Origin of the sequence: Halomonas marinisediminis (assembly GCF_004347715.1) — a bacterium.
GTDB classification, from domain to species: Bacteria; Pseudomonadota; Gammaproteobacteria; order Pseudomonadales; family Halomonadaceae; genus Halomonas; species Halomonas icarae.
The window spans coordinates 1-23,706 of the sequence record NZ_SLTR01000013.1 but is presented as its reverse complement, the minus strand read 5'-3'; the positions used below and the strand labels follow the sequence as shown (position 1 = coordinate 23,706).

At 64.9% G+C, this 23,706-nt stretch carries 23 protein-coding genes; 11 read left to right on the top strand and 12 right to left on the bottom strand.

Going from position 1 to position 23,706, the window contains the following annotated elements; all coding sequences use genetic code 11:
* The first annotated feature begins 7 nt into the window (after positions 1 to 7).
* The 3 genes from E0702_RS10495 (at position 8) to E0702_RS10485 (ending at position 3,308) form a co-directional block, all read left to right on the top strand.
* The gene (locus E0702_RS10495) at positions 8 to 1,456 is read left to right on the top strand and encodes a TrkH family potassium uptake protein (protein WP_132043591.1); all 1,449 of its coding nucleotides are present in this window, start codon (positions 8 to 10) and stop codon (positions 1,454 to 1,456) included.
* A gap of 170 nt (positions 1,457 to 1,626) precedes the next feature.
* Positions 1,627 to 2,865 (top strand): TraB/GumN family protein, encoded by a 1,239-nt coding sequence (locus E0702_RS10490; protein ID WP_132043589.1) that lies wholly within the window; start codon positions 1,627 to 1,629, stop codon positions 2,863 to 2,865.
* A gap of 68 nt (positions 2,866 to 2,933) precedes the next feature.
* A complete protein-coding gene (locus E0702_RS10485; RefSeq protein ID WP_132043587.1) occupies positions 2,934 to 3,308 on the top strand; it encodes a DOPA 4,5-dioxygenase family protein in 375 nt (124 codons plus the stop codon).
* A gap of 10 nt (positions 3,309 to 3,318) precedes the next feature.
* Here the strand turns inward: E0702_RS10485 and E0702_RS10480 are convergent, their stop codons facing one another.
* The 4 genes from E0702_RS10480 to aceK all read right to left on the bottom strand — a co-directional run bounded on the left by E0702_RS10480 (position 3,319) and on the right by aceK (position 7,251).
* Complete coding sequence (locus tag E0702_RS10480; RefSeq protein WP_132043585.1) at positions 3,319 to 4,140, bottom strand: tRNA-uridine aminocarboxypropyltransferase; 822 nt, start codon at positions 4,138 to 4,140, stop codon at positions 3,319 to 3,321.
* Between the two features lie 53 nt (positions 4,141 to 4,193).
* A complete protein-coding gene (locus E0702_RS10475) occupies positions 4,194 to 4,931 on the bottom strand; it encodes an SIR2 family NAD-dependent protein deacylase (protein ID WP_132043583.1) in 738 nt (245 codons plus the stop codon).
* Positions 4,932 to 5,004: 73 nt separating this feature from the next.
* Positions 5,005 to 5,424 (bottom strand): STAS/SEC14 domain-containing protein, encoded by a 420-nt coding sequence (locus tag E0702_RS10470; RefSeq protein ID WP_132043581.1) that lies wholly within the window; start codon positions 5,422 to 5,424, stop codon positions 5,005 to 5,007.
* 81 nt (positions 5,425 to 5,505) lie between these two features.
* Positions 5,506 to 7,251, bottom strand: coding sequence for a bifunctional isocitrate dehydrogenase kinase/phosphatase (gene aceK, locus E0702_RS10465; RefSeq protein WP_132043579.1), 1,746 nt, complete (start codon positions 7,249 to 7,251; stop codon positions 5,506 to 5,508).
* Positions 7,252 to 7,431: 180 nt separating this feature from the next.
* Between aceK and E0702_RS10460 the strand changes: the two genes are divergently transcribed.
* The 4 genes from E0702_RS10460 (at position 7,432) to E0702_RS10445 (ending at position 10,695) form a co-directional block, all read left to right on the top strand.
* Positions 7,432 to 8,601 carry a cation diffusion facilitator family transporter gene (locus tag E0702_RS10460; protein WP_132043577.1) on the top strand — a complete coding sequence of 390 codons (1,170 nt, stop codon included), beginning with the start codon at positions 7,432 to 7,434 and terminating at the stop codon, positions 8,599 to 8,601.
* Between the two features lie 128 nt (positions 8,602 to 8,729).
* Complete coding sequence (locus E0702_RS10455; protein ID WP_132043575.1) at positions 8,730 to 9,536, top strand: pseudouridine synthase; 807 nt, start codon at positions 8,730 to 8,732, stop codon at positions 9,534 to 9,536.
* A 4-nt stretch (positions 9,537 to 9,540) separates the two neighbouring features.
* On the top strand, positions 9,541 to 10,380 hold the full coding sequence (tcdA, locus tag E0702_RS10450; protein WP_132043573.1) for a tRNA cyclic N6-threonylcarbamoyladenosine(37) synthase TcdA: 840 nt from the start codon (positions 9,541 to 9,543) through the stop codon (positions 10,378 to 10,380).
* 90 nt (positions 10,381 to 10,470) lie between these two features.
* Positions 10,471 to 10,695, top strand: a complete 225-nt coding sequence (locus tag E0702_RS10445) for a DUF1653 domain-containing protein (protein ID WP_132043571.1) — start codon at positions 10,471 to 10,473, stop codon at positions 10,693 to 10,695.
* Positions 10,696 to 10,820: 125 nt separating this feature from the next.
* On the opposite strand, the gene bfr is transcribed toward E0702_RS10445, so the two are convergent.
* The 5 genes from bfr to lptF form a co-directional block, all read right to left on the bottom strand.
* Positions 10,821 to 11,303, bottom strand: a complete 483-nt coding sequence (gene bfr / locus E0702_RS10440; protein ID WP_132043569.1) for a bacterioferritin — start codon at positions 11,301 to 11,303, stop codon at positions 10,821 to 10,823.
* 98 nt (positions 11,304 to 11,401) lie between these two features.
* Positions 11,402 to 11,608, bottom strand: coding sequence for a (2Fe-2S)-binding protein (locus E0702_RS10435; protein WP_132043567.1), 207 nt, complete (start codon positions 11,606 to 11,608; stop codon positions 11,402 to 11,404).
* A 114-nt stretch (positions 11,609 to 11,722) separates the two neighbouring features.
* Positions 11,723 to 12,199 (bottom strand): RDD family protein, encoded by a 477-nt coding sequence (locus E0702_RS10430; RefSeq protein ID WP_132043565.1) that lies wholly within the window; start codon positions 12,197 to 12,199, stop codon positions 11,723 to 11,725.
* 15 nt (positions 12,200 to 12,214) lie between these two features.
* Positions 12,215 to 13,279 carry an LPS export ABC transporter permease LptG gene (gene lptG, locus E0702_RS10425; RefSeq protein ID WP_132043563.1) on the bottom strand — a complete coding sequence of 355 codons (1,065 nt, stop codon included), beginning with the start codon at positions 13,277 to 13,279 and terminating at the stop codon, positions 12,215 to 12,217.
* Entirely contained in the window at positions 13,276 to 14,358 is a 1,083-nt protein-coding gene (gene lptF / locus E0702_RS10420) for an LPS export ABC transporter permease LptF (RefSeq protein ID WP_132043561.1), read from the bottom strand. Before lptF ends, lptG begins: the two co-directional genes overlap by 4 nt.
* 136 nt (positions 14,359 to 14,494) lie before the next feature.
* On the opposite strand from lptF, the gene E0702_RS10415 reads away from it, so the two are divergent.
* The 4 genes from E0702_RS10415 (at position 14,495) to E0702_RS10400 (ending at position 20,937) form a co-directional block, all read left to right on the top strand.
* Complete coding sequence (locus E0702_RS10415) at positions 14,495 to 16,027, top strand: leucyl aminopeptidase (RefSeq protein ID WP_132043559.1); 1,533 nt, start codon at positions 14,495 to 14,497, stop codon at positions 16,025 to 16,027.
* 305 nt (positions 16,028 to 16,332) lie between these two features.
* Positions 16,333 to 17,433, top strand: coding sequence for a branched-chain amino acid aminotransferase (locus tag E0702_RS10410; protein WP_132043557.1), 1,101 nt, complete (start codon positions 16,333 to 16,335; stop codon positions 17,431 to 17,433).
* Between the two features lie 113 nt (positions 17,434 to 17,546).
* A complete protein-coding gene (locus E0702_RS10405) occupies positions 17,547 to 17,993 on the top strand; it encodes a DNA polymerase III subunit chi (RefSeq protein WP_132043555.1) in 447 nt (148 codons plus the stop codon).
* Positions 17,994 to 18,093: 100 nt separating this feature from the next.
* Positions 18,094 to 20,937, top strand: coding sequence for a valine--tRNA ligase (locus E0702_RS10400; protein WP_132043553.1), 2,844 nt, complete (start codon positions 18,094 to 18,096; stop codon positions 20,935 to 20,937).
* Between the two features lie 89 nt (positions 20,938 to 21,026).
* Here the strand turns inward: E0702_RS10400 and tnpC are convergent, their stop codons facing one another.
* From tnpC to tnpA, 3 genes are all read right to left on the bottom strand, one after another.
* A complete protein-coding gene (gene tnpC / locus E0702_RS10395) occupies positions 21,027 to 22,556 on the bottom strand; it encodes an IS66 family transposase (protein WP_132043551.1) in 1,530 nt (509 codons plus the stop codon).
* An 80-nt stretch (positions 22,557 to 22,636) separates the two neighbouring features.
* Positions 22,637 to 23,002, bottom strand: a complete 366-nt coding sequence (gene tnpB, locus E0702_RS10390; RefSeq protein ID WP_132043549.1) for an IS66 family insertion sequence element accessory protein TnpB — start codon at positions 23,000 to 23,002, stop codon at positions 22,637 to 22,639.
* On the bottom strand, positions 22,969 to 23,337 hold the full coding sequence (gene tnpA / locus E0702_RS10385) for an IS66-like element accessory protein TnpA (protein WP_132043547.1): 369 nt from the start codon (positions 23,335 to 23,337) through the stop codon (positions 22,969 to 22,971). Before tnpA ends, tnpB begins: the two co-directional genes overlap by 34 nt.
* Between the last annotated feature and the right edge of the window lie 369 nt (positions 23,338 to 23,706).

Below are 23,706 nucleotides of genomic sequence, written 5' to 3'. Positions count from 1 at the left end.
CCGTCCGATGAGCCTGCGCATGACGCTGCGTATCCTGGGGCTACTGTTGATGCTCTTCAGCCTGACCATGATGCCGCCGATCCTGATCTCGCTGCTGTTCGCCGACGGCCAGTGGGATGCCTTCGCCGTGGCCATCGGCATCACCGTGGCGACCGGCGCCCTGATGTTCCTGCCCAACCGCCGCGCTCGTAAGGAACTGCGTACCCGCGATGGCTTCCTGATCGCGGCGCTGTTCTGGAGCGTACTCGCGCTGTTCGGCTCGTTGCCGCTGATGCTGACCGGCGAGTCGGCGCTTACGCTTACCGATGCGGTGTTCGAATCCTTCTCGGGGTTGACCACCACCGGCGCCACCGTAATCACCGGCATCGATCACCTGCCCGAATCGATCCTCTATTACCGCCAGCAACTGCAGTGGCTGGGCGGCATGGGCATTGTGGTGTTGGCGGTAGCGATCCTGCCGACCCTGGGGGTCGGTGGCATGGCCCTGTATCGCACCGAGATTCCGGGGCCGCTCAAGGACTCCAAGCTGACCCCGCGCATCACCGAGACCGCCAAGGCCCTTTGGTACATCTATGCCTCGCTGACCATCGCCTGCACGTTCGCCTACATGGCCGCCGGCATGGACTGGTTCGACGCCCTGGGCCACAGCTTCTCTACCGTGGCGATCGGCGGCTTCTCCACCCACGATGCCAGCATCGGCTATTTCGACAGTGCCGCCATCGAGATGATCTGCGTGTTCTTCCTGATAGTGTCGGCCGTCAGCTTCAGCCTACACTTCATCGCCTGGCGGGAACGCAGCCTGCTGCACTACTTCGAGGACCCCGAGGCACGCTTCCTGCTGCTGTTTCTTGCCGGTCTGACCACCATCACCACCGTCTCGCTGTGGCTGACCGACACCTATGGGACCGAGCTTGGTCTTCGCCACGCCCTGTTTCAGGTGGTCTCGGTGGCCACTACCACGGGCTTCGCCGTTACCGACTTTTCGCTGTGGCCCGGCGCCCTGCCCTTCCTGCTGTTCATGGCCGCCTTCGTGGGGGGCTGTTCGGGCTCCACCGGGGGCGGCATGAAGGTGATCCGCATCATACTGATTCTCAAGCAGGGCATGCGGGAGGTGATGCGCCTGATCCACCCGAGCGCGGTGATCACGGTCAAGATCGGCAGGGTGAGCGTGCCCGACGGCATCGCCCAGGCGGTATGGGGGTTCTTCTCCGTCTACGTGATGCTGTTCTTCCTGATGCTGGTGGGGGTGATGGCCACCGGGGTCGACCAGATAACCGCCTGGTCCACGGTGGGGTCGGCGCTCAATAACCTGGGGCCGGCCCTGGGCGAGGCCTCGGCCCACTACGGCGACCTGCCCGATCTGGCCAAGTGGATTCTGGTGCTGGCCATGCTGCTGGGCCGCCTGGAGATCTTCACCGTGCTGGTGCTGTTCACCCCCGCCTTCTGGCGCCGCTAGCCGAACCGGGACGCAGGGCTATCGCCGTCACCGCAGGGTGACAGCCCGTCGCCGGAGCCGCCTTGAGCGGCGCTGCCATCTGCGATCGCCCCGAGCCGATATGCAGGAGGTTTGGCCCGGCGGGGGCGTTCATGGATAATCGAGCTCTCACTTCTTCGAGTCGAGCCCCCATGACCGAGACCCAGGCCCCCATGCCGACACGCCCGGACGATACCACCAGCGGCCCGCAGCGGGTCCTGCAGATCGGCGAGACCCGCTATACCCTGCTCGGCACCGCTCATGTCTCCGCCGAGAGCGCCGAGGACGTGCGCCGACTGATCCGCTCGGGCGGGTTCGACGCCGTGGCCATCGAGCTGTGTGACTCCCGCCATCACAGCCTCACCAATCCCGACGCCCTGGCGGAACAGGATCTGTTCCAGGTCTTCCGCCAGGGCAAGGCCGGCGTGGTGGCCGCCAGCCTGGCGCTGGGCGCCTTCCAGCAGCGACTCGCCGAACAGTCCGGCATCGAGCCCGGGGCCGAGATGCGCGCCGCCCTGGAGGAGTCCCAGCGGGCGGCATTGCCGCTGCTGCTGATCGACCGCGATGTCGGCGTGACCCTCAAGCGCATCTATCACAACGTCCCCTGGTGGCAGCGCTTCTCGCTGTTCTCGGGGCTGCTGGGTAGCGTGCTGTCGCGCCAGGAGGTCTCCCCCGAGGAGGTCGAGCGCCTCAAGGAGGGCGACGTGCTGGAGTCCACCTTCAGCGAATTCGCGGCCGAGTCAGAGAGCCTCTATACCCCTCTGATCAGTGAGCGTGACCGCTACATGGTGCTGCGCCTGGCCGAGGAGGCGCCGCCGGGGCGCTATCGCAATGTGCTGGTGGTGATCGGTGCCGGCCATATGCAGGGCATGGCCGATCACTTCGCCGAGGAGTTGCCGCCACAGCCGGCCGAGGAGCGCCAGCGACTCGAGGCCACGCCGCCGCCGTCGAAGATCTGGAAGGCACTGCCCTGGGTGATCACCGCCCTGGTGCTTACCGGCTTCGCCATCGGCTTCTCGCGCAATACCGACCTGGGCTGGCAGCTGGTGGCGGAGTGGTTCCTGATCAACGGAGTGCTCTCGGCGGGGGCCACCCTGGTGGCCCTGGCCCACCCGTTCACGGTCATTGCCACCTTCTTCGCCGCGCCGCTCACCTCGCTCAACCCCACCATCGGGGCCGGCTTCGTCGCGGCCGGGGTGGAGCTCTACCTGCGCAAGCCCAAGGTGCGCGACTTCTCGACGCTGCGCCACGACGTTACCCACCTCAAGGGGTGGTGGCACAACCGGGTCTCACGCACCCTGCTGGTGTTTCTGACCGCTACTCTGGGCTCCGCCGCCGGCACCTGGATCGCCGGCTTCCGCATCGCCGGCACCCTGTTCGGCAGCGGCTGACACCAGCCACTGCCTGTTTCCGCAGCCACTTGCCGGCAGCGCTACGAGACACCCGACAAGGGGGAGATATGCCTGACCAGACCGCCGATGGCCTGATCGATACAAGCGTCATTCGCTACTACCACGCGCACCTTTACTACACGGACGCTGGCGGCCTGGCCCAGGCCAGGCGCCTCGCCAGTGCCTGCGCCACACGCTTCGATATACAGGTGGGTCGCTTTCATGAACGGCCGGTGGGGCCGCACCCCGTGGGGAGCTGCCAGCTCTCCTTCGCACCGGAGCAGTTCGGTGAGCTGGTGCCCTGGCTAGCCCTCAACCGCGGTGATCTGGATGTCTTCGTGCATCTCGGCAGCGATGACGACCTGTTCGATCATACCCAGGGCGCCATATGGCTTGGCCACTCCCACGACCTGGCGTTGGATATCTTCTCCGACAACGGATGAGGCGGTGTAACTACGCTTGGCTTGCCAGCAGGCGCCGCATCGCCGCCGTCGGCGCCTCGATCTTCTCGAAACGCCGGCTGGCGGCATAGCATTCGTTGAAGGCGTCGAAATAGTCGTCCAGGGCCAGGGCGGCATTCTCGTCGCCCCCCTGTCGCAGCAGTTCGGCGGCCACCTCGGCGGTACACAGATGTGAGCTGGAGGCGGGCTTGCGCAGCCGGTAGCGCGTCAAGCGCTCCGTGCGCAACGGCAACACCGGCAAGGCATCCAGATAGGGGCTCTTGCGGAAGATCCGTCGCGCCTGCCGCCAGGTACCATCGAGCAGCAGATAGACGGGAATGCGACCCGCCGCCCGGGATTCGGTCACGGCGTCGATGTCGACCACGCGCTCGGCATAGTCGGGCTGATCATCGGGAAAGACCACGAAGGGCGCGAAGCGCTTGTCGTCCAGCAGCGCCAGCAGGCGCTCGTCCGGCGCGGTGCGATACCAGGTGAACACCTCGGTATCGGGAAGCACATCCTGGATCAGCCGTCCGGTATTGGTAGGCTTGAAATGCTCCATGGAGTGGGTCAGCAGCCACACCCGGGCGTAACTTCTGGCTTGCACTCGATAGGGACACAGGCAATTGAGCATCGGCAGGTTGCACCCCGTACAACGCTCGACGAAGCTCCCTCGGGCCTTGAACTCTCGGCGCGGAGGGCGTGGGCGACCCGTTCCGGGGTCGCGAGCAGGCCCGGTTCCCGGGTCTCGGGAAAGTCCAGTCCGAGGAGCGTGCGCCTGCGGGGTCTCGGGCTCGTGAAACGTCTCGGACTCGTGAGGGAAGTCGTCCTGCATGATGGCCTGTCCGGGGAGAAAACGGGGGCGCATTCTAGCATGACCCTGGCGCATCACCTCTCCAGCAGCGCCTCGGGTACCCACAGCCGTCCCTCACGCCGCCAGTGCCGGACAAGCGCCGGCACCCCCTTGCCGGCAGGCTGGCTGAGGCGGGCGACACCGGGAGGCGCCAGTGCCTCGGCCTCGGGGTCGACCAGCACGCAGCCGGCACCAAAGGGAGCATGCTGGAGCAGTGAGGCGGCCGGCATCACCTCGAGCGAAGTACCCACCACCAACACCAGGTCGGCTTCGGCCACGATATCGCAGGCCTCGGGGAAGTGGGGCACATCCTCGCCGAACCACACCACATCGGGGCGCAGCTGGCTGCCCTTGTCACACACATCCCCCAGGGCGATGCCACCACGCGGCAGCGGATAGTGCATGCGGCGATCCACCGTGGAGCGCGCCTTGAGAATCTCGCCATGCAGATGCAGGACATGCCGGGAACCGGCCCGTTCATGCAGGTCATCGATGTTCTGGGTAATGATGCTGACCCGAAAACCCTGCTGCTCCAATGCCGCCAGGGCCTTGTGGGCGGCATTGGGACGCGCTCGACGCACCTGCTCTCGTCGCGCATTGTAGAAGGCCAGCACCCGGGCGGGGTCACGCCGCCAGCCACCGGGGGTGGCCACCTCCTCGACGGGGTGATTGGCCCACAGACCATCCGATGCACGAAAGGTCTGGATGCCGCTCTCGGCACTGATACCTGCTCCTGTCAGCACCACCAGATGGGGTGCGCGCCGCTCTACCATTCATCACCTCTCGACACCGACTCTCTCGAAACTACCATCTCGGCCAGATGTCGACCAGCGACCATGATCCGGCTCAGGCGCCGTGATAGCCATCCTCCTCCGGGCTCTCATGGGCTCCCCTGGGAAGCTCGGCCGCCCAGGCCATGGCGGCGGCATGGTCACGCTTGGCGAAGGTGTGAATCTCCAACGCGCGAAAGAGGCGCTCTTCCAGATGGGCGACATGTTTCAGCCAGGCCTGGTCGGTGACCACGGCCACACGGTGGTAACGCTTCAGGTCACCGAGCTGGGTCAGGCCATAACCGACATCCTTGAGCAGCGCACCGAGGGTCATCCAGCGCAGGTTATCGACTTCGACCACCATGCTGACCAGCGGATGGTTCTGCTTGGCGGCCTCGATGGCATCGATGGCACGCTGCAACTCGCTTGCGGTGACGACGCCTCCCGCCTTCATCGCCACGACATGCCCTGCCGAGTGAGTAATCAGATCCAGCATGACGTTCTCCTTGGGTTGAGAGCCCCACGGATTGCCACCAGGGGGCTTCACGCTCTTTCAGCATAGCGCGCCACGCTTCGGCTAGTGGACCAGGTCCCCGTTTTCGACGCCGCTGAAGCGCTGCTTGTTGCGATAGGGGTAGACGTCGATGACGCGGCCGTCGAGGACCGCACGCTGCAAGCCCTTCCAGTAGTCGGCATCGAGCAGCTCGGGGTGGAGCCCGTAGAAGAGCCGCCGCAGGCGAATATCGGCAAACAGGAAGGGGCCGAACTCCTCGGGGAAGATGTCGTTGGGTCCCACCGAGTACCAGGGCTCATCGGCCAGCTCCTGTTCGGGATAGAGCGGTTCGGGGATATGCCGGAAGTTGCACTCGGTGAGATAGCACACCTCATCATAGTCGTAGAACACCACCCGGCCGTGGCGGGTCACGCCGAAGTTCTTGAGCAGCATATCGCCGGGGAAGATATTGGCGGCGGCCATCTGCTTGATGGCATTGCCATAGTCCTTGAGCACCGCCCGGGTCTCCGCCTCGTCGCACTGCCCGAGATAGAGGTTGAGCGGGGTCATCATGCGCTCGGTATAGCAGTGCCTGATGACCACCTTGTCACCTCGCAGGTAGACGGTGGAGGGGGCGACCTCCAGCAGGTGCGCCAGGCACTCGGGATCGAAGTGGTCCTGGCGGGCGATGAAGTTCGAGAACTCCTGGGTGTCCGCCATGCGCCCCACCCGGTCGTGCAGCTTGACCAGGCGATACTTCTCGCGCACGTTCTCACGGCTCATCGACTTGGAGGGGTCGAAGCGGTCCTTGATGATCTTGAAGACGGTGCGATACGAGGGCAGCACGAAGACCGCCATGACCATGCCGCGGACTCCCGGGGCGATAATGAAGCGATCATCGCGGCGTGCCACCTGACGATTGAGGCCGCGAAAGAACTCGGTCTTGCCATGCTTGAAAAACCCGATGGCGGCGTAGAGCTCACCCTCCGGCTTGTCGGGCATCAGCTCCTGAAGATAGTGCACGAACTCGCTGGGCACGACGACCTTGACCTGGAAGTAGGCACGCGTGAACGAGAAGATGATCGAGACCTCATCGGGCTCGATCAGCACGGTATCCAGATAGAGTCCGGCTCCCACTTCGTGAAGTACCGGCAGTACCAGCGGCACCTGTTCACCACCGCCCAGCACCCGACCGACCAGATACGCCCCCTTGTTGCGATAGAAGACACTCTTGATCAGCTCGATCTCGGCCTCGGGGTCATCACGGATGGTGTCGGGCAGCAGCCCCCGGAGCACCTCTCCTCCCCGGGCCGCATCCTTTTCCAGATCGATGAAGGGGGTCTCCAGACGGGCACCCCCCAGGGCCCAGCGCAACCCGGCGGTCCAGCCCCCCTGGACTCGAGCACGACGACACAGGGTCAGCCCGGAGAGGCGTGCCGCCCGCTCTCGCGAGCTGTAGACGAACATCCACTCATTGCGGATATGGCGGTGATGGAAGAGCGAGCAGAACATCGAGTTGAAATAAGTCTCGGCCAGCTCGTAATCCAGCCGCTGATCGATCAGTTCTGCATAATGAGTGCGCGCCTCTCTCCAGCACTCGCAGTCGATCAACCGCTCCTCGCTGAAGCCGCGACGCAGCCGTTTCAGGGTAGCCTGGACCTTCTCCTCGTAGAGATTGATACGCTCCGCCGAGGCCCGCTGCGCCTCACGCCACGCTCCGGCGGCGAAGCGTCGGCTGGCGTCCGCGGTAATCGCCTTGAAGCGTGAACGGTACTCGTCGAAGCCATGCAGGATGGTGGCGGCGAGTCGATAGGAGGGGGAAAGCGGCATGCATGTCTCCAGACGCTATCAGGCAGGAGTAGAGCATGGCCCTATCCCGTCGCCGCGGCGAACCGACCATGGTGGCAAGCGACACCGGCTTTCCGCCTTGCATCAATCAGTACCTGTTCGGTACTATTTTGGCCACAGCCTCTACGCTTACCTCCTGGAAGCCCCCTCTCGGACCCGCCCATGCAGACCCATCTCGAGAAACACCAGGCCACCCGTCGCGTCACCTATCTCTCGATAGGCACGAACTGCGTGCTGGGCGTGGCCAAGGTCATCGTGGGCTGGATCGTCGGCTCCGCCGCGATGGTGGCGGATGGCGTGCACTCCTTCTCCGATCTGGTGACCGATGGCTTCGTGATCGCCGCCTCCCACTACGGCCACCAGGGCCCCGACCATGATCATCACTACGGCCACGGGCGTATCGAGACCCTGGCGACCCTGTTTCTGGGTAGCGTGCTGATCTTCGTGGCCGGCGCAATCGCCTGGTCGAGCCTGGATCGGCTGCTCTCCGACACCCGGATCCCCCCACCCGGTATCTGGGCGATCCTGCTCACCGCCCTGGCACTGCTCGCCAAGGAGTGGCTCTTCCATATCACCCGTCGGGTGGCGAAGCGCATCGGATCGAAGATGCTCGAGGCCAACGCCTGGCACCACCGTAGCGACGTGCTCTCCACCGGCGTGGTCATGGTGGCGCTGATCGGTAGCCAGTTCGGTGCCACCTGGATCGATACCGCGGCCGCGGTCATCGTTGGTCTGCTGGTCGGCAAGGTTGGCTGGGACCTGCTGTGGGACTCGGGCCGCGAGCTCGTGGACACCGCCCTGCCCGTGGCCACCCAGGAAGAGATGCGCCAGATGGCGATGAGCGTGCCCGGCGTTCGCGGCATCCACGACCTGCGCACCCGCCAGTCGGCGGGCCGCACCATGCTCGACTTGCATGTGGTGGTGTCACCACGAATCAGCGTCTCCGAGGGGCACGAGATCGGCAACGAGGTGAGTCGCCGCCTGCGTAACGGCTTCCCCGCCCTGACCGACCTGACCTTCCATATCGATCCCGAGGATGACGCCGGCGAGGGGGACCCCAGTCGCTTCCCGGGGTTGCCATTACGACCCGCGGTCGAGGCTGCCCTGGCCCGGCGCTGGTCCTCTCTCGAGGTGTGGCCGGAGATCCGCGAGCTGGAGCTGCACTATCTGGAGGATGCGGTGACGGTGGTCATCTGCCTGGACGAAGGCTATCCCCGGAAGAGTCAGGCGGTGATACGCGACCTGAAGGAGCGCGCCGCGGATATCGACTGGCTCTCCCACGTCGAGGTGCGTCGCCTGGCCGACGTTCCCTACATGCCTGTGCGCAACTGACCCCTCGAGTAATCCGAAGGCGCCTCGATGGATTGGCAGCAGGCGTCGATGAGGCACCCCTCCACCGGGGATGACATCCCCACGGCTGAAGGCGACAATGGCCGCCCTTTCTGAATTGGACCCGGGCCATGGCGGACGAGCTGCGTATCCTCTATCGCGACGAACACCTGGTGATCGTGCACAAGCCCGCCGGGCTGCTGGTGCACCGCACGGCCCTGGCTCGGGGTGAGCGCGAGTTTCTGCTGCAGCGCCTGCGCGACCAGCTGGGCCAGCGGGTATATCCGGTCCACCGCCTCGACCGCCCCACCTCGGGAGCCATGGTGTTCGCCCTCTCCTCGGAGATCGCCACTCGCCTGGGCGACGCCTTCGCCGAGCGCGATGTCGTCAAGCGCTACCTGGCGGTGGTGCGTGGTATCGGCCCCGAGGCCGAGCACCTCGACTATGCGCTGCGCGAGGAGGATGGTCGCCGCCCCAAGGCGGAGATGCCGGCCCAGGAGGCGATCACCGTGGTGCGCCGCCTGGACAGCGTGGAGCTGCCGATACAGGTGGATCGCTACCCCCAGAGCCGCTACTCGCTGATGGAGGCATACCCTCTGACCGGACGCCGCCACCAGATCCGCCGCCACTTCTCCCGGCGTGGCTATCCGATCATCGGTGACGCCAAGCATGGCAAGGGCAAGCATAATCGCTTCTTCGCCGAGCAGCTGGACACACCCCGTCTGCTGCTGGCCGCCGTGGGGCTGGCCTTCCATCATCCTGAGACGGACCAGCGGCTGCGCATCGAGTGTGCTCCGGATGGCGCCATGCGCGCGCTGTTCGAGCGGTTCGGCTGGAGCGGCCACCTGCCCCAGGATAACGTAGAGACCCTCTCGGCCACCGAGATCCCCTGGCCCGCCACCGCGGCACCATCCACCGTCCCACTCACGACTCCATGAGACCATGAGCGATCCCATTACCGCCTCTCCCGCCGGCCTCACCGAGGATGACCACGACCTGCGCTTCGGAGGCATCCGCCGTCTCTACGGCGCACGTGCCTTCGCATACTTCCGCAGCGCCCATATCGTGGTCGTCGGGGTGGGAGGCGTCGGCAGCTGGGCCGTGGAGGCCCTGGCCCGCTCCGGCATCGGCAAGCTGACCCTGATCGACCTGGACGATGTCTGCGTCTCCAATACCAACCGCCAGCTCCACGCCCTGGACGGTACCGTAGGCCGTCCCAAGGTGGAGGTGCTGGCCGAGCGCTGTCGGGCGATTCAGCCAGGCATCGAGATCGTGGCCGATACCGCCTTCGTCACCCCCACCAACCTGGCCGAGCGCATCCCCGAGGATGCCGACCATGTGATCGATGCCATCGACAGCGTGGTGGCCAAGGCGGCGCTGATCGCCTGGTGTCGACGGCGCAAGCTGCCGATCACGGTAACCGGTGCCGCCGGCGGCCAGACCGACCCCACCCGTATCAAGGTGGCCGACCTGTCGCGCACTGAACATGACCCCCTGCTGGCCAAGGTGCGCTCTCGGCTGCGCCGCGACTTCGGGTTCTCGCGCAACCCCCGGCGGCGCTTCTCGGTGGAGTGTGTCTACTCCGACGAGCAACTGGTCTATCCGGGCAGCGACGGCGAGGTGTGCTTTCAGAAACCGGGCAGCGGCGAAGCCACCCGCCTGGACTGCGCCTCCGGCTTCGGCGCCGCCACCTTCGTCACCGGCAGCTTCGGCTTCGTGGCCGCATCACGCACCCTGGCAAGGCTGGCCAAGCGGGCCGGCAGCCACCAGACTGGCGCCTGAGCCTCCTGGATTCATAGAATAACCGCGCCACCAACAGCAGCCCTTACCAGAGTTCGTTTCAGAGTTCTTTTCTTACTTCAGGAGAGTGTCATGACCCGCCCACTGCCGGTTCCCGGAATCTACTGCCACTACAAGGGCAACCGTTACGAGGTGCTCGGCATGGCCCATCACAGCGAGACCGAGGAGCCTCTGGTGGTCTATCGCGCCCTCTATGGCGAATACGGCCTCTGGGTGCGCCCCCTCGCGATGTTCAACGAACTGGTCAAGGTGCAGGGCGAACCTGTCCCACGCTTCGAGCTGGAGAAGGCCTTCTGAGACGGACCTGCTCGGGTCGGGAGGCAGAAACGCACACCGGCGCCACCTGGGCGCCGGGAGTCACGGTCGATGGGTCCTGAAGGAGGCACCTCGGGACAGGGCCGACGAGAAAAAGGGGGGAGTGATTACTCTTCGCCGGCTTCCTGCATCTGCTTGAGCAGGTAGTTCTCGATACCGACCTTGTCGATCAGCCCCAGTTCGGTCTCGATATGATCGATATGCTCTTCCTCGTCGGCCAGCAGGTCGCGTAACAGATCGCGAGTCACATAGTCCTTGACCTGTTCGCAGTAGTCGATGGCCTCGATGTAGTCCTTGCGCCCCTCATGCTCGATCTTGAGGTCACACTCGAGCATTTCACGCACGTTTTCGCCGATATGCAGCTTGCCAAGGTCCTGAAGGTTGGGAATGCCCTCGAGAAAGAGGATGCGCTCGATCAGCTTGTCGGCATGGACCATCTCTTCGATGGACTCGTCATATTCCCATTTGGCCAGCCTCTTCAGGCCCCAGTCCTTGTACATCTTGGCATGCAGGAAGTACTGGTTGATCGCGACCAGCTCGTTGCCCAGAGCGCGATTGAGGTGTTCGATGACCTTGCTGTCGCCTTTCATGGATCTGCCTCTCCTGACATGGGGGAACCATCCTCAAGCTTGGCACGCCACGATGGCGATTGCCAAATCCCGACCGTAGGGAGGTTGCCGGTGGCGTGCTACACCGCGTAGGCAAGATCCGTCGAGGCCTGCATCAGCTCCTCCTTCACCGCCTCGCGGGTCAGGCTCTTGCCGACGCAGGCACACTTGCCACACTGGGTGCCACAGCCGGTCTCAGCCTGGACCTCGCGCCAGCTACGTGCCCCCTCTTCCACCACCTGGCGGATGCGGCGATCGGAAACTCCCTTGCAGATGCAAACGTACATGCGAATTCCTCGCGTTGGATAGCGAGACAAATGTAAATGATTCGCATAAGGTATTGCAACCGCAACGGGGCCAATGACTGACACCGGTCAATGCTCCGACGATCGGGATCTGGGCTAGCGGGATGTCTTGGGGAGTACCACCACCCGGGTTCCCGAGACGATATCGGGCCAGCTGCGCCGCTCGGCATCGAACAGCACCCACAGGTAGCCCAGCCCCAGGGTGGCCACAGAGAGCCAGGCCACCAGATAGCGCACCATGGCCTGGCGCAGGGTGATGGTGCAGCCATCCAGGGTCTGCACCCGCAGCCGCCAGGCCTGCATCCCCAGGGTCATGCCACCACGACACCAGAAGAAGGCGAAGAAAGCGAAGGCCGACGCCAGCATACCAAAGCGCAGGGAAGCGACCTGTGCGGCCCCCACCCCGACCTGTTCGGCGGGCAGGCCGATCAGGTGGCGCACCACCAGCAGGTGCAGTCCGGCCACCAGCAGCCAGATGGCGGCCACCAGGAAGGCGTCGTAGAGCATGGCACCCAGCCGGCGGCCGAGGCCGGCGGGCCAGACGTCATCGAGATTAGGCAAACGGCGTGACATGTCGCACTCCTTGTCTTAACCGTTGCGGCGCAGCAGGAGAATCCCTACCACGACACAGAGCAGGGTTGGTACCAGTACCGCCCAGGCCGGCGAGAAACCGAACACCGTGGAGGCCGGCGCCAGCAGGTCCTGCAGATACTTGAACGCCAGACCGGTGACCACGCCATAGAACACCCGCGTGCCGGCGGCCACGCTGCGCAGCGGGCCGAACACGAAGGAGGCGGCCACCAGCACCAGCGACCCCATGGTCAGCGGCAGGAGCATCTTCTGCCAGAAGTAGAGCAGCGGCTGGGTGGCCTGCTGTCCCTGGTCGCGCAGGTAGCTGGCATAGGCCCATAGCTCACTCGGCGACTGGCTCTGGACGTCGCGCAACAGCCGCGATAGCTGTTCCGGGGTCAGCCGGGTATCCCACTCCCGGGTCTCGAGGCGCCGGGCCTTGGTCGCCTGCTCGGTAAATCGTGTTACCGCCACGTCTTCCAGCACCCAGCGCTCCTCCTGCCAGACCGCCCGCGCGGCGCTCATCGCCTCGACCAGGCGCTGCCCCTCGAAGCGGTAACGGGTGAGGTCGAGCACGGTATCATCGGCACGAATGGCGCCGAAGCGATAGAAGCTGTCGCCCTCTCGTTGCCAACCACCACGCTCGGTCACCAGGGCACCGGCCCCCTGGATTTTCTCGACCCGCCAGGCGCTGGCAAACTGCTCGGTTCGCGGGGAGACATATTCGGCGATAAACAGCACCACGATCACCACCAGGATAATCGGCTTCATCGCGCTCCAGAGGATCCGCGCCAGGGAGCGGCCGGCGGCGCGCATCACGGTGAGTTCATTGCTCGAGGCCATGCCCCCCAGGCCGATCAGCGCCCCGATCAGCACCGCCACCGGCGCATACTGGTAGAGCCGCCAGGGCAGGCGCATCAACAGGTAGAGCAGCACCTGCAAGGCGCCATAGTTCCCCTCCACATCGCCCAGGTCGTTGATATAGGTGATCACCAGGTCGAGCCCCAGCAGCACCACCTGGACGACGATGATGGCTCCCAGCACGTTGCGTGCCAGGTAGCGGTCGAAGCGATCGGCAATCATCCACTCATCCCCTTGCGCTGGGCGCGTATCATCATCAACACCCCCAGCGCCAGGAAGGCACCGTGGATTGGCCACATGCCTACCACGGCCGGCAGGTTGCCACGACCAATGGCATCCAGCGCCGCCAGCAGCAGGCTCAAGTAGGCCACATGCAGGAAGATTGCCGGCAGCAGCTTGGCGAAACGCCCCTGGCGCGGATTGACCCGCGAGAGTGGCATCGCCAGCAGGGTCAGGATAAACACCATCAGCGGCATGCTCACCCGCCACTGCAGCTGGGCGCGGGCTTCGGGGGAGGCATCACCAAGCAGCTCCCGGGTGGTGGCAAGCTCCGGGGAGTCAAGCTCGCGCAGCGTCTCGGTTCGTGACAGGCGCACCGCATAGGTGTCGAACTCGAGCCGCTCGGCCTGATGCCGGCCAGGCTCGACGCTGTAGCGCTCACCCTCGCTCAGCACCAGGAAGCGGCTGCCGGTCTCATCATCCAGCACCTGATGCCCCCCCTCGGCACGAGTCACCACGCTCCCGGGCGTGCCATCGCTGCGCCGCTGGCGCTCGCTGATAAAGACGCCGCGCATCTCGCTGCCATCTTCGCTGACCCCTTCGATATAGGCGGTACGCCCGCTGCCGAACTCCTGGAAGCGCCCGGGCCCGAGGGTGGAGAAATCCACGCGGCTGCGCTGATCCTCGAGCAGCGTCTCGGTCTCCAGCGCACCCGCTGGCGTCAGCCACAGGCTGCACAGCCCCACCAGCACAGCCACCAGGGTGGCCGGTATCAGGCTCACCTGCAGCAATCGATTGGGACTAGTACCGCAGGCCACCAGCACGGTGATCTCGCTGTTCAGATAGAGCTGGCCATAGGCGAGCAGAATTCCCAGAAAGAATGCCAGGGGCAGAATGAGCTCCAGAAACCCCGGTAGGTGCAGCAGCATCAGAGTGCCAAGAATACTGGCGGGAATCTCACCCTCGGCGGCATTGCTGAAGTAGCGAATGAAACGGCTACCCATGATGACCAGCAGCAGCACGCCGGCAACGGCGGCCATGGTCAGCAGGATCTCGCGGGTCAGATAACGAAAGATGATCATGCGGCGTCTGCCATGCAATGGGGCCATGCCTTGGGTACACTGGGTGACACGGCAAGGTGTCGGCATTATCCAGAATCCCCCTACGCTTGTAACCCCAATTGCCTGTAACCCCCAACGCTTGTCTTGTGGAGACGCCATGGAATTCCCTGTCAGGACGGGTAGCCCCGCCAAGGTCGAAAGCGCCTGTATCGTCATTCCGGTATTCAAGGACGAGACTCTGCTGCCCACCGCTGCCCGCCTCAACGACGCCAGCGAACGCTTGATCACTCAGCTGCTCGAGCGCGGTGATTTCGACGCCAGACTGGGCAACGTGCAGCTGGTTCCCTTCGCGCCGGGTCTCTCCACCGACCGCCTGCTGCTGGTGGGCCTGGGCAAGCGCGAGACGTGTCGGGAAGCGGCCTTCCGCAAGGCTCTGGATGCCACCTTCACCTTCCTGGCGAGCCTGTCGCTGGACGAAGTGACCATGGCCTTCACCGAGGTCCCGTTGACGGACCGCGGTGTCGACTGGAAGGCACGGATGGTTGCCGAGGCCGCCCATCGCGCGCTCTATCGCTTCGAGGAGTTCAAGTCCGAAAAGACCCCCGCATCACGCCTTGCGCGGGTAGAGCTGCTGGTCAACGAGGAGAGCGATGCCAGGGCCGCCGCCGAAGGCGCCCGCATCGGCGATGCCCTGGGCCAGGGCATCAACTACGCCCGTACCCTGGGCAACCTGCCCGGCAATGTCTGCACCCCGAGCTACCTGGCCGAGCAGGCCGAGGCGCTCGGCCAGGCCTCCGATGGCGCCCTGCAGGTAGAGATTCTCGACGAGGCGGCCCTCGAGGCGCTGGGCGCCCATAGCCTGCTCTCCGTGGGTCGTGGCAGCGAACAGCCCTCACGCCTGATCGTCATGCGCTACCAGGGAGCGGATGACCCCGACGAGGCCCCCCATGTCCTGGTCGGCAAGGGCATCACCTTCGACACCGGCGGCATCTCGCTGAAGCCCGGCGAGGCCATGGACGAGATGAAGTTCGACATGTGCGGCGCGGCCAGCGTGTTCGGCACGCTGAAGGCGACCCTCGGCATCCGTCCCAGGGTCAACCTGGTGGCGATCGTGGCCGCTGCCGAGAACATGCCCGACGGCCGGGCCACCAAGCCTGGTGATATCATCAAGACCCTCAAGGGCCTCTCGGTGGAGGTACTCAATACCGACGCCGAAGGCCGCCTGGTACTGTGCGACGCCCTCACCTATGCGGAGCGCTTCGAACCCGCCAGCGTCGTCGATATCGCAACCCTGACCGGCGCCTGCATCATCGCCCTTGGCCACCACGCCACCGGCCTGCTGTCCAACGACGACGACCTGGCCCTGGACCTGCTGGATGCCGGCGAGGCCGCCTGGGATCGCGCCTGGCACCTGCCGCTGTGGGACGAGTACCAGGAGCAGCTCGACTCCAACTTCGCCGACCTGGCCAATATCGGCGGCCGCCCGGCGGGCACCATCACCGCCGCCTGTTTCCTGTCGCGCTTCGCCGACCGCTTTCCCTGGGCCCACCTGGACATCGCCGGCACCGCCTGGTCATCCGGCAAGCAGAAGGGAGCCAGCGGTCGCCCCGTGGCCCTGCTGACCCAGTACCTGCTGGACCGCGAGGCCGATGCCGAGGTAGATAACAGCGTAGACACCAGAACGGATTGAGCAGAGTGGCCCCGGCGCTAGACGCCCACTGGCAGCGCTCGAGCTGACCATCGGCAGGGCCGGACCGTAGAGGGGCGCTGAGCCCCTCCACTGGGTGCTCAATGCCCCTGGCATAGCTCCCTCTCGTCGTCCTGGCCTCGATGCCCCTCGTTCAGGCCGCGGTGAACCCTCACAGGACTTGCGTTTTGTTCGCGCCCCCTTTTTCATGGGGTAGACGATGACCTCACGACCCGGGCCACTGCTGGCCCGAACCTTCCTTACCGACCCGGAGCCCACGGCCCCGGATGTAGTGGAGACCTCTTGCCGTGCCGACTGACACCTTTGACCTGCTTCCCCACGCCTCCCCCACGGCCGATGCCATCCGCGAGGATATCCTCGCCAACCCCGGTTTCGGCCAGTACTTCACCGACCATATGGCCCATGTGCGCTGGACCCTGAACGATGGTTGGCACGGCCGCAGGGTGCTTCCCTATGGGCCCCTGACCCTGGATCCTGCCGCTGCCGTGCTGCACTACGCTCAGGAGATCTTCGAGGGCATCAAGGCCTACCGGCATGCCGATGGCTCCATCTGGACCTTCCGCCCCGAGAAGAATGCCGAGCGCTTCCGCCGAAGCGCCCGCCGCCTGGCCCTGCCGGAGCTTTCCGACGAGGACTTCATCGGTTCGCTCAAGGCCCTGCTGGCCCAGGATCACCCCTGGGTGCCCACGCCGAAGAACGAGGCGGACGAGTGCAGCCTCTACCTGCGCCCCTTCATGATCGCCAGCGAGAGCTTCCTCGGCGTACGCCCATCCCATGAGGTCGACTATTACGTGATCGCCTCGCCGGCGGCAGCCTACTTCAAGGGTGGCATCGAGCCGGTCTCGATCTGGCTCACCGAGCACTACAAGCGTGCCGCTCCGGGGGGAACCGGGTTCGCCAAGTGCGGCGGCAACTACGCTGCCTCCCTGGCGGCCCAGAAGGAGGCCAGCGCCAACGGCTGCGGCCAGGTCGCCTTCCTCGATGCCGTCGAGAACAAGTGGATCGAGGAGTTAGGGGGGATGAACCTGTTCTTCGTCTACAAGGATGGGCGTATCGCGACGCCACGCCTGACCGACACCATTCTCGAGGGCGTGACCCGCGACTCGGTGCTGACCCTGGCGCGCGGCGAGGGGCTGACGCCCGAGGAGCGCCCGATCAGCATCGATGAGTGGCGCGAAGGCGCGGCCAACGGCGAGATCACCGAGGTCTTCGCCTGCGGGACCGCGGCGGTGATCACCCCGGTAGGAGAGCTGGTCAGCGAACAGGAACGCATCCGCCTGGCGGGCGACAACGGTAACCCCATCGCCAAGCGCCTGCGCGCCAAGCTGCTCGACCTGCAGTATGGCCGCGCCGAGGACACTCACGGCTGGCTGACCCGCCTCGTGTAGGAGCGCGATTTATCGCGCGATGGGGCGGTACCATCGCCGGATGAATTCGGCTCCTACACGGCAAGCTGCCCCCGGCCCCTGGCCGGGGGCATTCATGCCCTGCAGGCTCTCCTATGACCCAGATCGATTTCTACGTCCTCCCCGACACCACCCTGGAGGCGCGTCTCGACTTCGCCTGCCGGCTGGCCGAGACCATTCAGCGCAAGGGCTACCGGCTACACCTGCACGCCGAGGATGAATCCATGGCCCGGGAGCTCGATGAGGCGCTCTGGACCTTCCGGGCTGACGCCTATGTGCCTCATGCCCTGGCCGATGACGCCCTCGCCGAGCAGGTAGCGGTCACCATCGGCTGGTCCGAGCCGCCCCCCCCCGAGCGCCTCGCCCAGGCGCTACTCAACCTCTCACCCGGCATCCCCGAGTGGTTCTCACGCTTCGAGCGTGTCGCCGAGATCATCAATCAGCATCAGACGGTGCTGACCGCCAAGCGAAAGTGCTGGCAGACCTACAAGCAGCGCGGTTACCCGGTCAAGGCGCATCAGCTGCGCGGTCAGTCAGGCTGACGCCGACCACCCCGCCGGGCTATAATTGGCCCCATTTTCGTCGCCATTCCTGCCGTCCGGCCATCAGGTCGGCGGTGCTTATTCTGGACCCGAAACGCCCATGGACAAGACCTACCAACCCGAGCAGATCGAATCCCGCTGGTATCAGCGCTGGGAGACCGACGGCCGTTTCGCCCCCTCGGGCGAGGGGTCGCCCTTCTCCATCATGATTCCGCCGCCCAACGTCACCGGCAGCCTGCACATGGGCCACGCCTTCCAGGACACCATCATGGACACCCTGACCCGCTGGCGACGGATGCAGGGTCGCAACACTCTGTGGCAGGTGGGCACCGACCACGCCGGCATCGCCACCCAGATGCTGGTCGAGCGCAAGGTGGCGGCGGAAGAAGGCAAGAGTCGCCACGACCTTGGCCGCGAGGCCTTCATCGACAAGGTGTGGGAGTGGAAGCATGAGTCTGGCGGCCATATCACCCGCCAGCTGCGCCGCATGGGAGCCAGCGTCGACTGGAGCCGTGAGCGCTTTACCATGGACAGCGGCTTCTACAAGGCGGTCCAGGAGGTCTTCGTCCGTCTCTACGAGGAGGACCTGATCTACCGCGGCAAGCGGCTGGTCAACTGGGACCCGACCCTACATACCGCGATCTCCGATCTCGAGGTGGAAAACCGCGACCAGCAGGGTAGCTTCTGGCACTTCCGCTACCCCCTGGCCGATGGCGTCACCACCGACGACGGCAAGGATTACCTGGTCGTTGCCACCACCCGTCCGGAGACCCTGCTCGGCGACACCGGGGTTGCAGTCAACCCCGAGGACCCCCGCTATGCCTCCCTGGTGGGCAAGTTCATCACGCTGCCGCTGGTGGGTCGCCGCATCCCCATCGTCGCCGATGAACACGCCGACATGGAGAAGGGGTCGGGTTGCGTGAAGATCACTCCGGCCCACGACTTCAACGATTACGAGGTAGGCCGCCGCCAGAACCTTCCGCTGATCAACGTCTTCACCCAGGACGCCGCCGTCCTGGGGCAGGCTGAGGCCTTCGACATTCAAGGCCGTCCACTGACAGATATCGACCCGAGCCTGCCCGAGGCCTATGCCGGTCTGGACCGCTTCGAGGCACGCCAGCGGATCGTCGCCGATATGGAGGCCGCCGGCCTGCTCGAGCAGATCGAGACGGTCAACAACACCCTGCCCTTCGGAGATCGCTCCGGGGATATCATCGAGCCGCTGCTGACCGACCAGTGGTTCGTGGCCGTGGAGAGTCTGGCCAAGCCCGCCATCGAGGCCGTGGAGAAGGGCGACATCCAGTTCGTGCCGAAGAACTACGAGAACATGTACTTCGCCTGGATGCGCGACCTCCAGGACTGGTGCATTTCTCGCCAGCTCTGGTGGGGCCATCGCATCCCTGCCTGGTACGACGCCGACGGCAACGTCTATGTCGCCCGCAGCGAGGCCGAGGCCCGGGAGCGGCATGGTCTGCCTGCAGACCTCGAGCTGACTCAGGACGAGGATGTGCTGGACACCTGGTTCAGCTCGGGGCTGTGGACCTTCGGCACCTTGGGCTGGCCGGAGCAGACCGAAGAGCTCAAGACCTTCCACCCCTCCAGCGTGCTGGTCACCGGCTTCGACATCATCTTCTTCTGGGTCGCGCGGATGATCATGCTGACCCTGAAGTTCACCGGCGAGGTGCCCTTCAAGCAGGTCTACGTGCACGGATTGGTGCGTGACGGCCAAGGCCAGAAGATGTCGAAATCCAAGGGCAACGTGCTCGACCCCATCGATCTGATCGACGGCATCGAGTTGGATACGCTGGTAGAGAAGCGCACCGGCAACATGATGCAGCCGCAGAAAGCCAAGGCGATCGCCAAGGCCACGCGAAGCGAGTTCCCGGAAGGCGTCGAGCCTCATGGCACCGATGCGCTGCGCTTCACCTTCCTCTCTCAGGCTACCACCGGACGCGATATCAAGTTCGACATGGGTCGCCTGGATGGCTACCGCAACTTCTGCAACAAACTGTGGAACGCCTCACGCTATGTGCTGATGAATGCCGAAGGCGAGGATACCGGTCTTGGCGGTGAACCGGTGACACTCTCCCTGGCCGACCGCTGGATCCTCTCACGCCTGCAGCAGACCGTGACCCAGGTCACCAGGGCCATGGAGGAGTTCCGCTTCGACCATGCCTCCCAGGCGTTCTATGACTTTGTCTGGAACGAGTACTGCGACTGGTACCTGGAGCTCTCCAAGCCGGTACTCTGGGACGACAACGCCTGCCTCGATGCCAAGCGCGGCACCCGCCGGACCCTGGTCCGCGTGTTGGAAACCCTTCTGCGCCTGGCCCACCCGATGATGCCGTATATCTCCGAGGAGATCTGGCAGCGCGTGGCACCTTTGGCCGGCACCTTTCAGGACGACGACTCCATCATGGCTCAGCCATGGCCGACCGCCGATGAGGCCCTGCTCGATGAAGGCGCCATCCGCGATATCGAATGGCTCAAGGGTGTCATCGTGGCGGTGCGTAACATCCGTGCCGAGATGAATATCGCACCGGGCAAGCCTCTCGACGTGCTGCTGACCAAGGGCGGCACCGCCGATCGCGACCGCCTGGAGGCCAACCGCCTGTTCCTGGCCAAGCTCGCCAAGCTGGAGAGCCTCAGCTGGCTGGATGACCCTCAGCAGGCGCCTCTCGCGGCCACCCAGCTGGTCGGCGAGATGGAAGTCCTGGTGCCCATGGCCGACCTGATCGACAAGGAGACGGAACTCGCCCGCCTCGACAAGGAGATCGACAAGCAGGACAAGCTGATCGGCGGCATCGAGAAGAAACTCTCCAACGAGGGCTTCGTGGCCAAGGCTCCTGCTGCTGTAGTGGAGAAGGAGCGTGGCAAGCTGACCGATCTTCAGATCTCTCGTCGTCTGCTGTCAGAGCAGCGCGACAAGATTGCCGCCCTCTAGGCGCATCCCGGCGACATCCGAGCCCGGCCATATGGCCGGGCTTTTTCATGCCCAACTGTAAGCGTCCGGGCATCACCGCCGGCGCATTATCAGGCGAGTTGTTGCCAGTGGTGAGGCAGGAGTTCGTGGAGCTGGCTGGCCTTGTGGGTCGGCAGCCGTTCCAACACGTCCTTCAGGTAGGCGTAGGGCTCGTGGCCGTTCAACTTGGCGCACTGAATCAGGCTCATGACGTTGGCGGCACGCTGGCCACTGCGTAGTGATCCGGCGAATAGCCAGTTGCTGCGACCCAACGCCCAGGGGCGAATCAGGTTCTCGACCCGGTTGTTGTCGATCGGCAACCCGCCGTCATCCAGGTAGCGCGTCAGCGCTGCCCAACGCTTCAGACTGTAATCCAGCGCTTTCGCCGTCGCCGAGCCGTTCGGCACCTTCTCTCGGTGAGCCAGCATCCAGCGGTGCAGCGCATCGGCAATGGGCCTCGCCCGTGTCTCGCGGAGTCGTTGGCGTTCTCCAGCGCTGAGTGACTGGGCTTCTTGCTCCACCTGATAAAGCTGGCCGATCAGTTCGATGGCCTGCCCGGCGATCTGGCTCTTGCCGGCCACGTGCAGGTCGACGAACTTGCGTCGCGCATGAGCCATGCAGCCGATCTCGCTGACACCGTTGGCGAAACTCTGCTTGTAGCCGCTGTAGTCGTCGCAGACCAGCTTCCCCCGCCACTCACCCAGGAAGTCTCGGGCGTGCTGGCCGCCGCGCCCCTCGCTGAAGTCGTAGACCACCGCCTTCAGCCCGGCGTAGGGCGTGGTGGCGTAGGCCCAGAGGTAGGCGCGGTGGGTTCTCTTCTTGCCCGGGGCCAGCATCGGCACCGGGGTCTCGTCGGCATGCAGCACGGGTTCACTGAGCAGCAGGTCACGCAAGGCATCGATCAGCGGCTGGAGCCGCACACCGCAGATGCCAACCCACTCGGCCAGTGTGGAGCGCGGAATCGCCACGCCGGCGCGGGCGAAGATCTGCTCCTGCCGATAGAGCGGCAAGTGGTCGGCATACTTGGCGATCAGCACCTGGGCCAGCAGGCCGGCAGTGGGGATGCCCTTGTCGATGATCTGCGCCGGCATCGGCGCCTGGGTCAGCGTTTCGCACTGATCGCAGACCCACTTGCCACGGATATGGCGCTCGACGTGAAACACGCCCGGCGTGTAGTCGAGCTTCTCGCTGATCTCCTCGCCGATTCGCCGCAGCTTACAACCACACGCGCAGTGCTCATTCTCCGGATCGTGGTGAATCTCGGTGCGCGGCAGTTCGGGAGGCAAGGGGCTGCGCTTGGGGGTCTTCTTGGCCGCCGACGGAGTAGAGGTGAGTTTCAGGTCCTCCAACTCGGTCTCGATGGCGGCGATGTCTGCATCGACCACCTCTTCCAGCAGGCTGATCTGCAGGACGTTGAGTTGCTCGCTGCGCTTGCCGAAGGCGTGGCGCTTGAGCAGCGCCAGTTCATAGGTCAGCTTCTGGTTGACCTGCTCGCTGTGGCGGAGGGCTTTGTCCTTTTCCTCCACCTGAGACATCAGCGTTGCCGCCAGGTGGCGGAGCTGATCGGGGGTGAGCTGGGACAGATCGGGCGGCGTGTTCATTCGCCGAGTATGCCAGCCCGCTGGCGACAGCGGGATTGGCGCATCCGCGAATAGCCGGGCCGCTGCGTCTGTGCTGCACATCACACGACCGAGATCACCCCGCCGGCGCCGAGACGCTGCCAGGGCAGGCCTTGCACCAACGCCGTCACCTGCTCGGGGCAAAGCGCGACGCGATCACCGTGCCAGTTACCCGCCCAGTGGAACTTGCCCTGGTTCAGGCGCCGGGCGCACAGCCAGACGCCCAAGCCATCGTGAACCAGTACCTTCATGCGGTTGCCGCGCCGGTTGGCGAACAGGTAGGCACAATGCGGGCGAGCCGCGCCGAACACCTTCACCACCCGGGCCAGCGCGGTATCCGGACCGGCACGCATATCCAGCGGCTCGGTGGCCAGCCAGATCTCGTCGATGCGGATCATCCCAGCAGCCCCTTCAGCCAGTGGCCACACTGAACGGCCTCACTCACCGGCCAGCGCACGGTGATCGTGCCCCGTGGTGAGGGCAGCTCGATACAAATTTCGCCAACGGTGATGGATGGCGTTGGCAGGCTGGTCTCTGCTGGCGGTACTGGCAGGGGCACGAAGTCCGGCACAGCCGGCAGTTGGCTCTGCCGCTTGGCCTTGCGAATCCAGGTCTGAACGAGGTTGGTATTGAGCCCATGCTGCAGGGCGACCTGGGCAATGGAGGCATCGCCCTGCAGGCAGGCCGCAACGATCCTGGCCTTGAACGACGGGGCGTAGCGACGGCGACGACGGATCTCACGCTCGGTGCTTGGGGATGTCATGAATAGGTGCCCATCTATTGTTACGTGGGCACCTAATGTCGCTGGCCAAGAGCTTACGCGGAAGGTGTGTTCACCGGGCGCTTACGCCCAACTGCCCGCCGAGACATCTCTTTCGTTCGGCGGCCCAAACTAAAAAAGCCCCTAACTCATGATTGAGCTCGGGGCTTTTTAAATAAGTGCCTGACGATGGTCGCGCCGGGCTCCGGCGGCCGGCGCTCCGGTGCTCCGCCGGCCGGCATTCCGGGACTCTCCATGGGGAGGCCCCTAAAACGACGAAACCCCGACCAAGGGCCGGGGTTTCTGAATAAGTGCCTGACGATGACCTACTCTCGCATGGGGAGGCCCCACACTACCATCGGCGCAGAGCGG

Coding starts and splice junctions, on each gene's coding strand:
- E0702_RS10495 (WP_132043591.1), top strand. CDS start 8: ATGAGCCTGCGCATGACGCTGCGTATCCTGGGGCTACTGTTGATGCTC.
- E0702_RS10480 (WP_132043585.1), bottom strand. CDS start 4,140: ATGCAGGACGACTTCCCTCACGAGTCCGAGACGTTTCACGAGCCCGAG.
- E0702_RS10485 (WP_132043587.1), top strand. CDS start 2,934: ATGCCTGACCAGACCGCCGATGGCCTGATCGATACAAGCGTCATTCGC.
- E0702_RS10470 (WP_132043581.1), bottom strand. CDS start 5,424: ATGCTGGATCTGATTACTCACTCGGCAGGGCATGTCGTGGCGATGAAG.
- E0702_RS10405 (WP_132043555.1), top strand. CDS start 17,547: ATGACCCAGATCGATTTCTACGTCCTCCCCGACACCACCCTGGAGGCG.
- lptG (WP_132043563.1), bottom strand. CDS start 13,279: ATGATTGCCGATCGCTTCGACCGCTACCTGGCACGCAACGTGCTGGGA.
- E0702_RS10400 (WP_132043553.1), top strand. CDS start 18,094: ATGGACAAGACCTACCAACCCGAGCAGATCGAATCCCGCTGGTATCAG.
- E0702_RS10475 (WP_132043583.1), bottom strand. CDS start 4,931: ATGGTAGAGCGGCGCGCACCCCATCTGGTGGTGCTGACAGGAGCAGGT.
- E0702_RS10415 (WP_132043559.1), top strand. CDS start 14,495: ATGGAATTCCCTGTCAGGACGGGTAGCCCCGCCAAGGTCGAAAGCGCC.
- E0702_RS10490 (WP_132043589.1), top strand. CDS start 1,627: ATGACCGAGACCCAGGCCCCCATGCCGACACGCCCGGACGATACCACC.
- E0702_RS10445 (WP_132043571.1), top strand. CDS start 10,471: ATGACCCGCCCACTGCCGGTTCCCGGAATCTACTGCCACTACAAGGGC.
- E0702_RS10460 (WP_132043577.1), top strand. CDS start 7,432: ATGCAGACCCATCTCGAGAAACACCAGGCCACCCGTCGCGTCACCTAT.
- E0702_RS10455 (WP_132043575.1), top strand. CDS start 8,730: ATGGCGGACGAGCTGCGTATCCTCTATCGCGACGAACACCTGGTGATC.
- bfr (WP_132043569.1), bottom strand. CDS start 11,303: ATGAAAGGCGACAGCAAGGTCATCGAACACCTCAATCGCGCTCTGGGC.
- aceK (WP_132043579.1), bottom strand. CDS start 7,251: ATGCCGCTTTCCCCCTCCTATCGACTCGCCGCCACCATCCTGCATGGC.
- E0702_RS10430 (WP_132043565.1), bottom strand. CDS start 12,199: ATGTCACGCCGTTTGCCTAATCTCGATGACGTCTGGCCCGCCGGCCTC.
- E0702_RS10435 (WP_132043567.1), bottom strand. CDS start 11,608: ATGTACGTTTGCATCTGCAAGGGAGTTTCCGATCGCCGCATCCGCCAG.
- tnpA (WP_132043547.1), bottom strand. CDS start 23,337: ATGACATCCCCAAGCACCGAGCGTGAGATCCGTCGTCGCCGTCGCTAC.
- lptF (WP_132043561.1), bottom strand. CDS start 14,358: ATGATCATCTTTCGTTATCTGACCCGCGAGATCCTGCTGACCATGGCC.
- tnpC (WP_132043551.1), bottom strand. CDS start 22,556: ATGAACACGCCGCCCGATCTGTCCCAGCTCACCCCCGATCAGCTCCGC.
- tcdA (WP_132043573.1), top strand. CDS start 9,541: ATGAGCGATCCCATTACCGCCTCTCCCGCCGGCCTCACCGAGGATGAC.